Consider the following 12054-nt stretch of genomic DNA (forward strand, 5'->3'; position numbering starts at 1 on the left):
AGCTGCCCCGGCCCCTGTCCCTGTCACGTATCCTCCCCATTCGCCCGCCCGAAGCGCATGAAGAGGATGAACAGCTGGTGTCACGCCTGGTCGTCCGTCTTGCGGCCCGGTGCGGGGACGCGCTGCTCCGGGAGTGGCGGAACGTCGTCGTAGAGCCGTTCCGCGCACTCCGGAAGCGCGGCCCCCTGGGGGTCTCCCTGGCCGCCCTCGCCACCCTCGCCGTGATCGGTCTGCACGAGTTCCAGCAGACCGGCACGGGGGCCGGTGTGGTGCGTGTGCTCAGTGAGGTGCGGGCGGACCAGCCCCTCTGGCTCTCCCTGCTCCGCACGCCCGTCTCGGTGTTCGTGCCCGCGGCGGACCTGCCCGCGTGGGGCGGGCTGCCCCGGCTGTTCCTGGCGTTCGCGCTCGCCGAGCTGCTCTTCGGGCGCGTCCGCACGCTGGTGGTCGCGTACGCCGTCACGCTCGCCGGGACTCTCTCGGCGCGCGTGATGATCGCCCTGGGACCCGACCGGCTCGGGCTTCCCGCCGACGCCGCGCACACGGTGGACACCGGTGCGTCCGCGGCGATCGTCGGCCTCTTCGCCTTCACGGCCGTGGCGCGGCGGGCACCGGTCCTCTTCCTCGCCGCGGTGGTCCCGACGGTGGCGGGTTCGCTGGCCGAGCCGAGCCTCGCGGGACGCGAACACCTGGTCGCGGTGGCCGCGGCGATCCTCCTCGCCGCCCTCTGGCACCGGCCTGGGCGAATCGTTTCGCCGGACGGGGAACGGCCGATGTCAGTGCCCGCTGACACAATCGACGGCAGTCGATCAGGAGGTCGGGCATGGCAGTTCTCGACGCGGAGGACCCACTTCTCGACGCAGAGGACCCGCTGGCCGTCGAGGTGACCGGAGCGATCCGTTCCGGTGACGTGAGCGCCCTGCGGCGCCTCCTCGACGCGCATCCCGGACTCGCCGCCACGGGAATCAGACAGACCGGCGAGGCCGCGGGCACCCGCAGCCTGCTGCACATCGCCACGGACTGGCCCGGGCACTTCCCCTCAGGCCCCGAGGCCATCGCCGTCCTGGTCGCGGCAGGCGCCGACCCCGACGCCCGGTTCGTCGGGGCGCACAGCGAGACACCCCTGCACTGGGCCGCGAGCAACGACGACGTAGCGGCGCTCGACGCCCTCATCGCGGCGGGCGCGGACATCGAGGCGACGGGGGCGGTGATCGCGGGCGGCACCCCGCTGGCCGACGCCCGCGCGTTCGGACAGTGGCGGGCGGCCCGGCGACTCCTGGAGCACGGAGCCCGGACAACCTTGCAGGACGCGGCGACGCTTGGCCTCCTACCTCGCGTGACGGCCCTGATCGAAGGCGGCCCCGAAGAGACAGGGACGAGGACGAGGACAGCGACGGGAGGGGGAGCGGGAGCGGCAACGGGAGCGGGAGCGGCAACGGGAACAGAAACCGAAACAAGACCCGACCCCGCCGCCATCACCAGCGCCTTCTGGGGCGCCTGCCACGGCGGGCACCTGCCCACCGCACGCTATCTGGCGGAGCACGGAGCCGACCTCAACTGGATCGGATACGACGGCATGACACCCCTGGACATCGCCACCGCCCCCGGCGCCGGCCCCGGCGCCGAGGACGTCGCACGGTGGCTGCGCACCCAAGGCGCCCGACACAGCAGCGAGTCGACGCCCGGAGAGACGCCATGACCGGCGGCGCCCGGGCAGACGTGCTCACAACCCAGCACGCGGTGGCTGAGCCGCAGGGCCCCGTCGCCGTCACCCCTTAGGCGAAGGCTCCGGTTCCGGTGGGGCCGCGTAGCAGCGCAGGGTGACTCGTTGGTCCGGGCCCCACTCCTGTTCCACGACGGACAGCAGTTGCCAGCCCATGCGTTCGTAGAGCGCGGCGGCCGCCGTGTCGGTGGAGACGACGTCCAGGACCGGATGCAGTCCGCGCGTCCGCGCCTCCCGCACGGCTCGTCCCATCAGCAGGGCGCCGATGCCGTGCCCGCGTGCGTCCGGGGCGACGAAGAGGCGGCTGACGACCGCCGCGCCGGCGGCCCCCACGCCCGCGCGCTCGCCCCACAGGCCGGGGGCTTCGTCCCCCTCACCCGGGTGGGACAGGCCGACATGGCCGACGACCCGACCGTCGAGCTCGGCCACCCAGGCCCCGAGCGAGCCGGCCCCCTCCAGCCAGTCCGCGGGATGGGCAGGCCAGTTGACGGGGTAGCCGTCCGACTTGTGGACGCCCGCGAGCACACCGACGCACGCCTCCAAGTCGTTCTGGCCCGCACGTTCCCTGACCCGGAGCACCGGATGTCCGTCGGCCGCGTCGGCGGCACGGTCTCGCTTCATCGCAGCATCGAACCACAGCGGCCGGTACGGCGCGTATCGCATTCTCAGGTCGCCTCCTCGCGTCGCCTTCTCAAGTCGCCGTCCGGTTCTCAAGTCGCCGTCCGGCCGCAGTGGTTGGAGGTGTCCCGGTCAGGCGAGCGTGACCAGGTCCTTGTAGTCGGGGCTCCACAGGTCCTCGTCGCCGTCCGGCAGCAGCAGCACCCGGTCCGGGCGCAACGCGTCGATCGCGCCCTCGTCGTGCGTGACCATCACGATGGCCCCCGGGTAGGTGCCGACGGCGCCGAGCACCTCGTCCCGCGACGCCGGATCGAGGTTGTTCGTCGGCTCGTCGAGCAGCAGGACGTTCGCACCCGAGTGGACGAGCCCGGCCAGCGCGAGCCGCGTCTTCTCACCGCCGGAGAGGACCGCGGCGGGCTTGTCCGCGTCGTCCCCGCCGAACAGGAACGATCCCAGCACGCGCCGCACCTCCCCGTCCGTCAGCTGCGGCGCCGCGTCCGCGAGGTTCTCCCGGACGGTCCTCGCCCCGTCCAGCGTGTCGTGCTCCTGCGCGAAGTACCCGAGCCGCAGTCCCGGCCCCGCGACGACCCGCCCCTCGTCCGGGAGTTCACGCCCGGCCAGCAACCGGAGCAGCGTCGTCTTCCCCGCGCCGTTGAGCCCGAGGACGACCAGCCGGCTGCCCCGGTCGACCGCCAGGTCGACGCCCGTGAGGACGCGGTGCGAGCCGTACGCCTTGGTCAGGCCGACCGCGCCGAGCGGCATCCGGCCGCACGGCGCGGGCTCGGGCAGCCGGATCCGCGCCACCTTCTCGCCCCGCCGCACCGGCTCCGTCCCCGCGAGCATCCGCTCGGCCCGCCGGTCCATGTTCTTCGCGGCGGTGGCCGTCGCGACATGGGAGCGCATCTTGTCGGCCTGGGCGCGCAGCGAGGCCGCCTTCCGTTCGGCGTTGGCGCGCTCCCGCACACGCCGCCGCTCGTCCGCAGCGCGCTGCGCGAGATAGGCGTGCCAGCCGGTGTTGTGCACGTCGATGGCCGCGCGCCGGGGGTCCAGGTGGAAGACGCGGTTGACCGTGTCGGCGAGCAGCCCGGTGTCGTGGCTGATGAGCACGAGTCCGCCCGGGTATCCCGCCAGGTAGCCGCGCAGCCAGGCCACCGAGTCGGCGTCGAGGTGGTTGGTCGGCTCGTCGAGGAGCAGGGTGTCGTGCTGCGAGAACAGGATCCGCGCGAGCTCGACGCGGCGCCGCTGGCCGCCCGACAGGTCGCCCACGGGCTGGTGCAGGGTGCGCTCGGGCAGCCCGAGCCCGGCGGCGACCCGCGCGGCCTCCGCCTCCGCGGCATAGCCGCCCCGCGCCTGGAACCGGTCGTCCGCGCGGGCGTACGCGGCCATGGCCCGCTCCTGCGCCGCGGGGCCCTCGGCCGCCGCCATCGCGGCCTCGGCGGTGCGCAGCGCGGTGACCGCCTCGTCCAGGCCGCGCGCGGACAGGATGCGGTCGGTGACGGTGACGGCGGGGTCGGCGGCGCCCGGGTCCTGGGCGAGGTGGCCGACGGAACCCGCGCGGGTGACGGTGCCCTCGGCGGGGGCCGCCCGGCCCGCGAGGATCTTCATCAGGGTGGTCTTGCCGGCGCCGTTGCGACCGACCAGGCCGACGCGGTCGCCCGGGGCGATGTGGAAGGAGACGCCCGACAGCAGCAGGCGGGCACCGGCGCGCACGTCGGCGCCTCGTACGGTGATCATGAGGTAACGCTCCGCAATAGCGAATGGACACACGGGTGGCGTGGAGGCGTGTGTCCTGGCTAGGAAATGCGGGGCGTAGACATGCCTTCTACGGTAACGAACCCCCCGAAGCACCCGCATCCGGATTTCCCGCGCGCTGCGACGGGTCCGCCCGCGAGGGATCATCGAGCCATGGACGTGACCCTTCACCTCGCACAGGAGCCGGACGCCGACGAGCTCCTCGGCCGCAGTCCGCTGGCAGCGCTGGTCGGCATGCTCCTGGACCAGCAGGTCCCCATGGAGTGGGCGTTCGCGGGGCCGCACACGATCGCTGTGCGCCTGGGGGCGGACGACCTGGACGCCCAGGAAATCGCGGCGTACGACCCCGAGGCCTTCGCCGCGCTCCTCGCCACGAAACCGGCCGTGCACCGCTACCCGGGCTCGATGGCCAAGCGGATCCAGCAACTCTGCCAGTACCTCGTCGAACACTACGAAGGCGATCCCACGGCCATCTGGCAGGACGCCGCCACCGGAGACGAACTCCTCAAGCGCCTGAACGACCTCCCCGGCTTCGGGAAGCAGAAGGCCCAGATCTTCCTCGCCCTCCTCGGCAAGCAGCTGGGCGTACGCCCCAAGGGCTGGCGCGAGGCCGCGGGCGACTACGGCGCCCCCAAGGCGTACCGCTCGGTCGCGGACATCACGGGCCCCGAATCGCTCCGGAAGGTCCGCGCCCACAAACAGGAACTGAAGGCCGCGGCGAAGGCCGCGTCGACGAAGACGACAAAGGCAACAAAGAAGTAGCGGCTCTCCCCGCCCGCGGCCGTAGTCCAAGCGAGCGGATCTCGGCGTACGGCGGTCCGTGCGCGGCGCGGGCGGGGACATGCCCTGCATGAGCGTTCCGGATCCGCCACGTCTGCGCCCCACGTGGCCCCGCGCACTGCTCACCCTCCTCGCGCTCCTCCTCGCCACGCTCGCCACCGCCCCCGCCGCCCAGGCGGGCCCGCCTCCTCCGGCCGCCCTCGCCGCGGAGATCGGCGGCGAGGTCCAGCAGGACGCCACCGAGACGGCGCTGCGTCTCCCCACCCGGCACGCCACGCGCCTGCCCACCGCGCGCCCGCCCGCCCCGGTCCCGGCCCGGCGCGCCACGCCGCCCGCCCCACGCCCCCAGGGCCTCCACCCTCACGTCCCGACTCCGCGCACAGCGGTCCTGCGCTGCTGACAGGGAGGCGCACGCACGCCCTCCCCCCCCCACCAGCACCAGTACTCCAGCGCAGATCGAAGGACGTTCCCATGCCCATGGACCCCTACGCGGCCCTGCAAGCCCTCCTCCGCGCGGAAGCCGCGCGCACCGCACCCCACGAACCCGCCCGCCGCCCGGCGTCCGCCGAGCAGGACGAGGACCACCACCGGCAGCGGGACCCGCAGCAGCAACACCAGCACCCGCACTCAAGCGACGCCTGACAACCCCGGCCCCGGCGCAGACGCAGACGCAGACGCAGGCGCTCAAGGCGCCCCCGCAGGTCAGCGTCTGCGCCGAGCCGTCCCGAACACCGAGCGCGAGATCTCCCGGCCGATCTGCGTCCCCATGGACCGCAGCAGGGACTTGAACATTCCGCTCTCCATCACCTGCTCCACGACGGAACCGGACCCGGACTTGGACCCGGACTTGGCCCCGGGTCCGGACCCGGGCCCGGACCCCTGAGGTGCCGGCCCCGGGGACGCCTGCCGAGCCGTCAGCTTCTCGTACGCCGACTCGCGGTCGACCGCGTCCGCGTACCGCTCGTACAGCGGCGACGACCGCACCGCTCGGGCGAGCGCGTCCGCCTCCACGGGGGCCATCAGCGACTCGGGGGCCCGCAGCCGCGTCGCCGCGACGGGGGTCGGTGCGCCCTTCTCGCTGAGCACGGTGATCACGGCCTCGCCCGTACCGAGGCCGGTCAGGACCTCCTCCAGGTCGTACGCCGAGTCGGGAAACGTCCGTACCGTCGCCTTCAGCGCCTTCTGGTCATCGGGAGTGAACGCCCGCAGCGCGTGCTGTACGCGGTTGCCGAGCTGTCCGAGCACGTCCGCGGGCACGTCCTTCGGCGTCTGCGTCACGAAGAAGACGCCGACGCCCTTGGACCGGATCAGCCGCACGGTCTGCGTGACGGCTTCGAGGAAGGCCTTCGAGGCGCCGTTGAAGAGGAGGTGCGCCTCGTCGAAGAAGAAGACGAGCTTCGGCTTCTCCACGTCGCCCACCTCGGGCAGGTCGTTGTAGAGGTCGGCGAGCAGCCACATCAGGAACGTCGAGAAGAGGTGCGGCTTGTTCTGGACGTCGGCCAGTTCCAGGACGGACACCAGGCCGCGCCCGTCCGGCGCCAGGCGCAGGAACTCGCCCGTGTCGAACTCCGGCTCCCCGAAGAAGTCGGCCATTCCCTGCGCCTCGAAGGCGGTGAGCGCCCGCAGGATGACGCCGGCCGTGGCGGACGAGAGGCCGCCGATGCCCTTGAGCTCCGGCTTGCCCTCGTCGGAGGTCAGGAAGGTGACGACGGCCCGCAGGTCCTTCAGGTCGACCAGTTCGAGGCCCTTCTGGTCGGCGTAGTGGAAGATCAGGGCGAGGGACTGCTCCTGGGTCCGGTTGAGCTGGAGCACCTTGGAGAGCAGCACGGGGCCGAAGCTGGTGACGGTGGCCCGGACCGGGATCCCGGTGCCGATGCCCCCGAGCGCGTAGAACTCGCTCGGGAATCCGGTCGCCCGCCACTCCTGCCCCACGTCCCGCGCCCGCTCCGCGACCCTGTCGCCCGCCTCGCCGGGGGCCGAGATCCCGGAGATGTCGCCCTTGATGTCGGCGAGGAAGACGGGCACGCCTCGCGCGGCCAGCTGTTCGGCAATGAGCTGCAGGGTCTTCGTCTTGCCGGTGCCGGTGGCGCCGGCGACGAGGCCGTGGCGGTTGAGCATGGGGAGGGGGACGCGGATCTGCGCGTCGGCGTGGCACCGCCCGTCCCACAGCAGCGCGCCCAGTTCGAGGGCGGGGCCCGCGAAGGCGTATCCGGCGGCGATCTCCGAGGCCTCCCGGGGCAGCGAGGCCCCGGCGTCGGCGCTCCCGGCCGCACCCTCGGAATTCTTGCTTCCGCTCGTCACTCCCCCGGCCGGCGGAGACTCGTTCGGGCGGTTCGCATGATCCGGCATGGACGGAATCGGCTGGCTCTCGCTCACTTCGGCCCCTGTTCCGGCTGACGTGTTTCCGTTTTGAGCCGATTTAAGGCGGCATTTCCCAGGCTCGCACTCCGTCGCCATGGCTGCGCCCGGAGAGCCTTGCCCGGTAGGCTTTCCGTGTGATCTTCAAGCGCATCGGAAACGGCCGGCCGTACCCCGACCACGGCCGGGAAAGCACCCGGCAGTGGGCGGACGTCGCGCCGCGCCCGGTCCGCCTCGATCAGCTCGTGACGACCAAGGGCCAGCTCGACCTCGAGACGCTGCTCGCCGAGGACTCCACGTTCTACGGCGACCTCTTCGCGCACGTCGTGAAGTGGCAGGGCGACCTCTATCTGGAGGACGGACTGCACCGCGCGGTCCGCGCCGCGCTCCAGCAGCGCCAGGTCCTCCACGCGCGCGTGCTCGAACTGGGCTGACGCCACCCGCTCTCCCGCCCGAGCACCCTCCTGCCCTCGTCCGGGCGCCCTCCCGGCTCCCGTCCGAGCGCCCTCCCGGCCCGCATTGACCCTTTCGGGTTGCACTGAGCACCGGGCAATGATCATTTAGTAGGCATCGCCGCCCCGCCGCACTACGCTGCGCCCATGAGCATGCTCACTCCCCCCGACATGGGCGGCCCGTACCGCATCACGGGGGACAAGTACCCACGGATGCGCCGCCCGAGCGGTCGCCGCAGGATCGCGCTCGCGGTCGTCGCGGCCACCGTGGTGGTGGGGCTGATCGGCTGGGGCACCCTGCAGCTCATCGACGTCTTCACGGGGGGCGACAAGGCCTCGGCCGCGGCCCGCGCGAGCGGCGACTGCGACCGCGACCGGGACCGCGCGCCGGCCGGCCCCGCCCGGGCCGCGAAGCCGAAACCGCTGCCCCGGCCGGGCCAGATCAAGGTCAACGTCCTCAACGCCACGCCCCGCGCCGGCCTCGCCAAGAAGACCGCCGACGAGCTCAAGAAGCGCGGCTTCGCCATCGGCAAGGTCGGGAACGCGACCAAGGAGTACGACAAGAAGGTCAAGGGCACCGGGCTGCTGCTCGGCGCCAAGACGGCCGCCGACACCGCGCTCCCGGTGCTCGGCACACAGCTCGCGGACGCCGAGCGCAAGGCCGACGGCCGCAAGGGCGGCGAGGTCGACCTGGTCATCGGCGACCGGTTCAAGGAGCTGGCCAAAAAGGAGGACGCCGACAAGGCCCTGGCCGCACTGGCCAAGCCCGAGCCGACGTCCAAGCCGTCAGGCAAGAAGAACTGCTAGCCGGACACCGGCCCGGCCACGAGAACGGCGGAGCCACTCCGCCGTCCCCGCACAACGGAGCCACTCCGCCGTCCCCGCACAACGGAGCCACTCCGCCGTCCCCGCACAACGGAGCCACTCCGCCGTCCCCGTACGGTGGAGCTACTCCGCGGTCCCGTACATCCGGTCGCCCGCGTCGCCGAGGCCCGGCACGATGTAGCCCTGCTCGTTGAGCCGCTCGTCGACCGAGGCCGTCACGACCGTCACCGGCGTCCCCGCCAGCTCGCGCTCCATGATCTCGACGCCCTCGGGGGCGGCGAGGAGCACCACGGCGGTCACGTCGTCGGCGCCGCGCTTGATGAGCTCCCGGATCGCCGCGACGAGCGTGCCGCCGGTGGCGAGCATGGGGTCGAGGACGTACACCTGACGCCCGGAGAGGTCCTCCGGCATGCGCGTCGCGTACGTGGAGGCCTCCAGGGTCTCCTCGTTGCGGATCATGCCGAGGAAGCCGACCTCGGCGGTCGGCAGGAGCCGGACCATGCCGTCGAGCATGCCGAGACCGGCACGCAGGATCGGCACCACCAGCGGGCGCGGGTGCGACAGCTTCACGCCGGTCGTCCCGGTCACCGGGGTCTCGATGTCGACCTGCTCGGTGCGCACATCCCGGGTGGCCTCGTACGCGAGCAGGGTGACCAGCTCGTCGGCGAGGCGCCGGAAGGTCGGGGAGTCGGTGCGCTTGTCGCGCAGCGTGGTGAGTTTGTGCGCCACCAGCGGGTGGTCGACGACGTGGATCCGCATGGCATCAACAGTAACCGGGCGCGGAGCCACTCCCTCCTCGCCGGCACCCCACCAGCACCTCACCAGCGCCCCATCGGCATCTCACCCGCATCCCACCGGCATCAATGCCGCCGACCGAGGGAAGGTGGGGACGTACGGACTGAGGTGGTGTGGCCCATGGTGGAGCGCAAACCGGAAGACGAGACCGACGCCGAGCGTCGTAGGCGCCGCGCCCAGTTCCTGCGCGAACGCGCCGAGGCCATCGAGCTCCGCGACCGGGTGAAGCCGCGCCGCGCCCGGGCGGCACGCATGCGACAGCAGATGCGCATGCGTACGTTCCGCTGGTAGCGGCCCGCCCGGCGACGGGCCCGTGGGAGCCGGGGAAAAACGCGACGCGGAACACAGCGGCCGGAAGACCTCTCCTGACGGCGCTGTTTCTGCCACGATTCCGAATGGGCGGGGCTTGGCATCAGCACTCCCCGCTCCCCGACCTCGCCGGGGGGACCCCAAACCGCCAACCGGCACTGCCTATGACCAGTGGGAGAGTCACGGTGTACTTCGCCGCACTGCTCGCGCGCACCGAAGACGGGTGGGAAGCGAGCGACACGGAGCTCGACGATGTGGAGACCCTGTCGGATCTGGCCGACCTGGCCCGCGAAGCCACAGCCGACTACGAGGACGACACAGTGCTCGTCTTCATCGAACAGGAAGACGCGTGGTTCGGCGTCGTCCGCGTGGACGGGGAGGAAGACCCCCGTATCTACGTCTCGGACGCGGCCGCGGCCGCCCGCAGCTCGTACGGGGAGATCCTGCTCACCGCCGAGATGCTCGGCCGCGACCCCGACGGCGAGGAGGCGGTCGACCTGGACGCCCTCGATCTCGACGGCACGGAGGACGGCGAGCCGGAGGCGTCCGACGCCGAGCCGGACGCCGAGGACGACGCACCCGGTACGTCGGGCGTGCCGTCCGGGCCGCTCGGCGACACGGAGATCCTCGCCGACCTCGGCGTGCCGGAGAAGGATCTGCTCGGTCTGGAGGCCGGCGACGCGCTCAACGACATCGCCGACGTCCTCGGCGCGGCGGAGGTGCTCGAGACCGTCCGCTAGGTTCCCCGTGTGACCGACCCGACCGACCCGACCGACCACATCACCGACCGCATCACCGTTCACAGCACCGAGAACGATCCCGTACGCGACCGCTGGCGGGCGCCCATGCGGCTCGCTCTGGCCGAGGCCGAGCGCGCCGTCGAGGGCGGTGACGTCCCCGTCGGCGCCGTCGTGCTGTCCCCGGACGGCACGACGGTGCTCGCCGTGGGGCACAACGAACGCGAGGCGGCCGGCGACCCCACCGCGCACGCGGAGGTGCTCGCCCTGCGCAGGGCCGCCGCCACGACCGGCGAGTGGCGGCTGACCGGCTGCACGCTCGTCGTGACGCTGGAGCCGTGCACGATGTGCGCGGGCGCGCTCGTGCAGTCCCGCGTGGACCGGGTCGTCTACGGAGCGCGGGACGAGAAGGCCGGCGCGGCGGGCTCCCTCTGGGACGTCGTGCGCGACAGAAGGCTCAACCACCGCCCCGAGGTCATCCACGGTGTCCTCGCGGACGAGTGCGCCGCCCAGCTGACGGACTTCTTCCGCAAGCGCTGATTCAGGGCCTCGCGGGATCCGGCGCCGAACGGATTTCTGTCCGCGGGCCACTTTGGGCTAGAGTTCCTCTCGGTAGCGTGTCCGAGCGGCCGAAGGAGCTCGCCTCGAAAGCGAGTGAAGGGTAACCCCCTTCCGTGGGTTCAAATCCCACCGCTACCGCTCTTGATACGAAAGGGCCCGACCAGCCGAGCTGGTCGGGCCCTTCGTCGTTCCGTGAGCCGTGAGTATGGGCGGGGGAAGCGGCATCGGGGGGACAGCCGCTTCCCCCGACGAGGACCAGGCCCTCAAGTCGACGCCGCCGCCGGGGGAAGCGGACGGCGCGGACCCCGCAGTGGGGCCGGTCCCTCACCCCGCGGACTCCTGCCAGATCCGCCGGGCTCACCCCCATCCTGCGTCCCCGCGCCCCCGTGGAGCGCGGGCAAAGGGCCTCCGCCACCGGGCCGTTGGTCCCTAAAAACCCCGTCAGTACCGTCCGGGTTAGACTCGCCGCCGTCACAGGGGTCACACGGGGCACGGCAAGGGGAGGCCAGATCGTGGCAGTGCAGTGGAAGAAGCTCGGCCTCTTCGCGGTGGTCGTCTTCGTGCTCTACGTGATCATCACCGACCCCGCCAAGGCCGCCGACTACGTGCAGATAGGGTTCGAAGGCATTTCGAGCGCCGCTCAGAGCATCGGTGACTTCATGACGTGGGTCGCCAACGGAGGCAAGGACTGAGCGGCCGCCCAGGCCGCCGGCGCCGCCCGGCCCCAGCCCTCTCCAAGGAGTGCCCGTGATCCGCCATCTGGTCCTCTTCAAGCTCAACGACGGCGTGCGGCGCGACGAGCCGCGCGTGGTCGAGGGCGTCAAGGCCTTCCGCGCCCTCGGCGAGCAGATCCCGGAGCTCACGTTCTGGGAGTGCGACTGGAACATCACCGACCGCCCCATCGCGTACGACTTCGCCATCAACTCGGCGGTCGAGGACACCGATGCGCTGAAGCGGTACATCGAGCACCCGGCCCACCAGGCGGGCGTCGCGCTGTGGCGCGAGTTCGCCACGTGGGTGATCGCGGACTACGAGTTCTGAGTCGGCCACCCCGCCGCCCCGCCCGCCGAACGGCCCCGCACCGCGATGGTGCGGGGCCGTTCCGCGTCGTACGCCCCAACTTGCCTTCAACACGGAGTTATCAGGT

The 12054-nt window shown here is 72.3% G+C and carries 16 protein-coding genes and 1 tRNA gene; 13 read left to right on the forward strand and 4 right to left on the reverse strand.

The features are described 5' to 3' along the window. Window positions 1-77 precede the first annotated feature (77 nt). Both ACZ7LU_RS22740 and ACZ7LU_RS22745 read left to right on the forward strand, forming a co-directional pair. Window positions 78-884: a hypothetical protein gene (locus tag ACZ7LU_RS22740; RefSeq protein WP_471917833.1), complete on the forward strand. Its 807-nt coding sequence runs from the start codon at window positions 78-80 to the stop codon at window positions 882-884. Next, complete coding sequence (locus ACZ7LU_RS22745) at window positions 821-1696, forward strand: ankyrin repeat domain-containing protein (protein ID WP_471917834.1); 876 nt, start codon at window positions 821-823, stop codon at window positions 1694-1696. The genes ACZ7LU_RS22740 and ACZ7LU_RS22745 overlap by 64 nt, the downstream gene beginning before the upstream one ends. 69 nt (window positions 1697-1765) lie before the next feature. On the opposite strand, the gene ACZ7LU_RS22750 is transcribed toward ACZ7LU_RS22745, so the two are convergent. Continuing rightward, window positions 1766-2341 (reverse strand): GNAT family N-acetyltransferase, encoded by a 576-nt coding sequence (locus ACZ7LU_RS22750; RefSeq protein ID WP_471917835.1) that lies wholly within the window; start codon window positions 2339-2341, stop codon window positions 1766-1768. A gap of 129 nt (window positions 2342-2470) precedes the next feature. After that, on the reverse strand, window positions 2471-4072 hold the full coding sequence (locus tag ACZ7LU_RS22755) for an ABC-F family ATP-binding cassette domain-containing protein (protein ID WP_471917836.1): 1602 nt from the start codon (window positions 4070-4072) through the stop codon (window positions 2471-2473). 171 nt (window positions 4073-4243) lie between these two features. On the opposite strand from ACZ7LU_RS22755, the gene ACZ7LU_RS22760 reads away from it, so the two are divergent. From ACZ7LU_RS22760 to ACZ7LU_RS22770, 3 genes are all read left to right on the forward strand, one after another. Beyond that, a complete protein-coding gene (locus ACZ7LU_RS22760; protein WP_471917837.1) occupies window positions 4244-4852 on the forward strand; it encodes an HhH-GPD-type base excision DNA repair protein in 609 nt (202 codons plus the stop codon). An 88-nt stretch (window positions 4853-4940) separates the two neighbouring features. Next, window positions 4941-5270 (forward strand): hypothetical protein, encoded by a 330-nt coding sequence (locus ACZ7LU_RS22765; protein ID WP_471917838.1) that lies wholly within the window; start codon window positions 4941-4943, stop codon window positions 5268-5270. 71 nt (window positions 5271-5341) lie between these two features. After that, complete coding sequence (locus ACZ7LU_RS22770) at window positions 5342-5512, forward strand: hypothetical protein (protein ID WP_471917839.1); 171 nt, start codon at window positions 5342-5344, stop codon at window positions 5510-5512. A 60-nt stretch (window positions 5513-5572) separates the two neighbouring features. Here ACZ7LU_RS22770 and ACZ7LU_RS22775 read toward each other — a convergent pair whose 3' ends face one another. After that, on the reverse strand, window positions 5573-7219 hold the full coding sequence (locus ACZ7LU_RS22775) for a helicase HerA-like domain-containing protein (protein WP_471917840.1): 1647 nt from the start codon (window positions 7217-7219) through the stop codon (window positions 5573-5575). Window positions 7220-7365: 146 nt separating this feature from the next. Here ACZ7LU_RS22775 and ACZ7LU_RS22780 point away from each other — a divergent pair, with 146 nt between their 5' ends. Together ACZ7LU_RS22780 and ACZ7LU_RS22785 are read left to right on the forward strand one after the other, a co-directional pair. Next, window positions 7366-7662 carry a type II toxin-antitoxin system VapB family antitoxin gene (locus ACZ7LU_RS22780; protein ID WP_003955420.1) on the forward strand — a complete coding sequence of 99 codons (297 nt, stop codon included), beginning with the start codon at window positions 7366-7368 and terminating at the stop codon, window positions 7660-7662. A gap of 165 nt (window positions 7663-7827) precedes the next feature. Next, on the forward strand, window positions 7828-8487 hold the full coding sequence (locus ACZ7LU_RS22785) for a LytR C-terminal domain-containing protein (RefSeq protein ID WP_398301636.1): 660 nt from the start codon (window positions 7828-7830) through the stop codon (window positions 8485-8487). A 141-nt stretch (window positions 8488-8628) separates the two neighbouring features. Here ACZ7LU_RS22785 and upp read toward each other — a convergent pair whose 3' ends face one another. Further along, window positions 8629-9264 carry a uracil phosphoribosyltransferase gene (gene upp / locus ACZ7LU_RS22790; protein ID WP_398301638.1) on the reverse strand — a complete coding sequence of 212 codons (636 nt, stop codon included), beginning with the start codon at window positions 9262-9264 and terminating at the stop codon, window positions 8629-8631. A gap of 156 nt (window positions 9265-9420) precedes the next feature. On the opposite strand from upp, the gene ACZ7LU_RS22795 reads away from it, so the two are divergent. The 6 genes from ACZ7LU_RS22795 (at window position 9421) to ACZ7LU_RS22820 (ending at window position 11948) form a co-directional block, all read left to right on the forward strand. Further along, window positions 9421-9591 (forward strand): hypothetical protein, encoded by a 171-nt coding sequence (locus tag ACZ7LU_RS22795; RefSeq protein ID WP_362992040.1) that lies wholly within the window; start codon window positions 9421-9423, stop codon window positions 9589-9591. Window positions 9592-9794: 203 nt separating this feature from the next. After that, window positions 9795-10349, forward strand: a complete 555-nt coding sequence (locus ACZ7LU_RS22800; RefSeq protein WP_471918126.1) for a tRNA adenosine deaminase-associated protein — start codon at window positions 9795-9797, stop codon at window positions 10347-10349. Between the two features lie 105 nt (window positions 10350-10454). Beyond that, window positions 10455-10886 (forward strand): tRNA adenosine(34) deaminase TadA, encoded by a 432-nt coding sequence (gene tadA / locus ACZ7LU_RS22805; RefSeq protein WP_471918127.1) that lies wholly within the window; start codon window positions 10455-10457, stop codon window positions 10884-10886. A 71-nt stretch (window positions 10887-10957) separates the two neighbouring features. Continuing rightward, window positions 10958-11045, forward strand: a tRNA-Ser gene (locus ACZ7LU_RS22810). Window positions 11046-11419: 374 nt separating this feature from the next. Further along, window positions 11420-11599 (forward strand): hypothetical protein, encoded by a 180-nt coding sequence (locus ACZ7LU_RS22815; protein ID WP_150169725.1) that lies wholly within the window; start codon window positions 11420-11422, stop codon window positions 11597-11599. Window positions 11600-11654: 55 nt separating this feature from the next. After that, window positions 11655-11948, forward strand: a complete 294-nt coding sequence (locus ACZ7LU_RS22820; protein WP_030780402.1) for a Dabb family protein — start codon at window positions 11655-11657, stop codon at window positions 11946-11948. The last annotated feature ends 106 nt before the right edge of the window (window positions 11949-12054 follow it).

It is taken from the genome of Streptomyces sp. NPDC039462 (assembly GCF_055639375.1).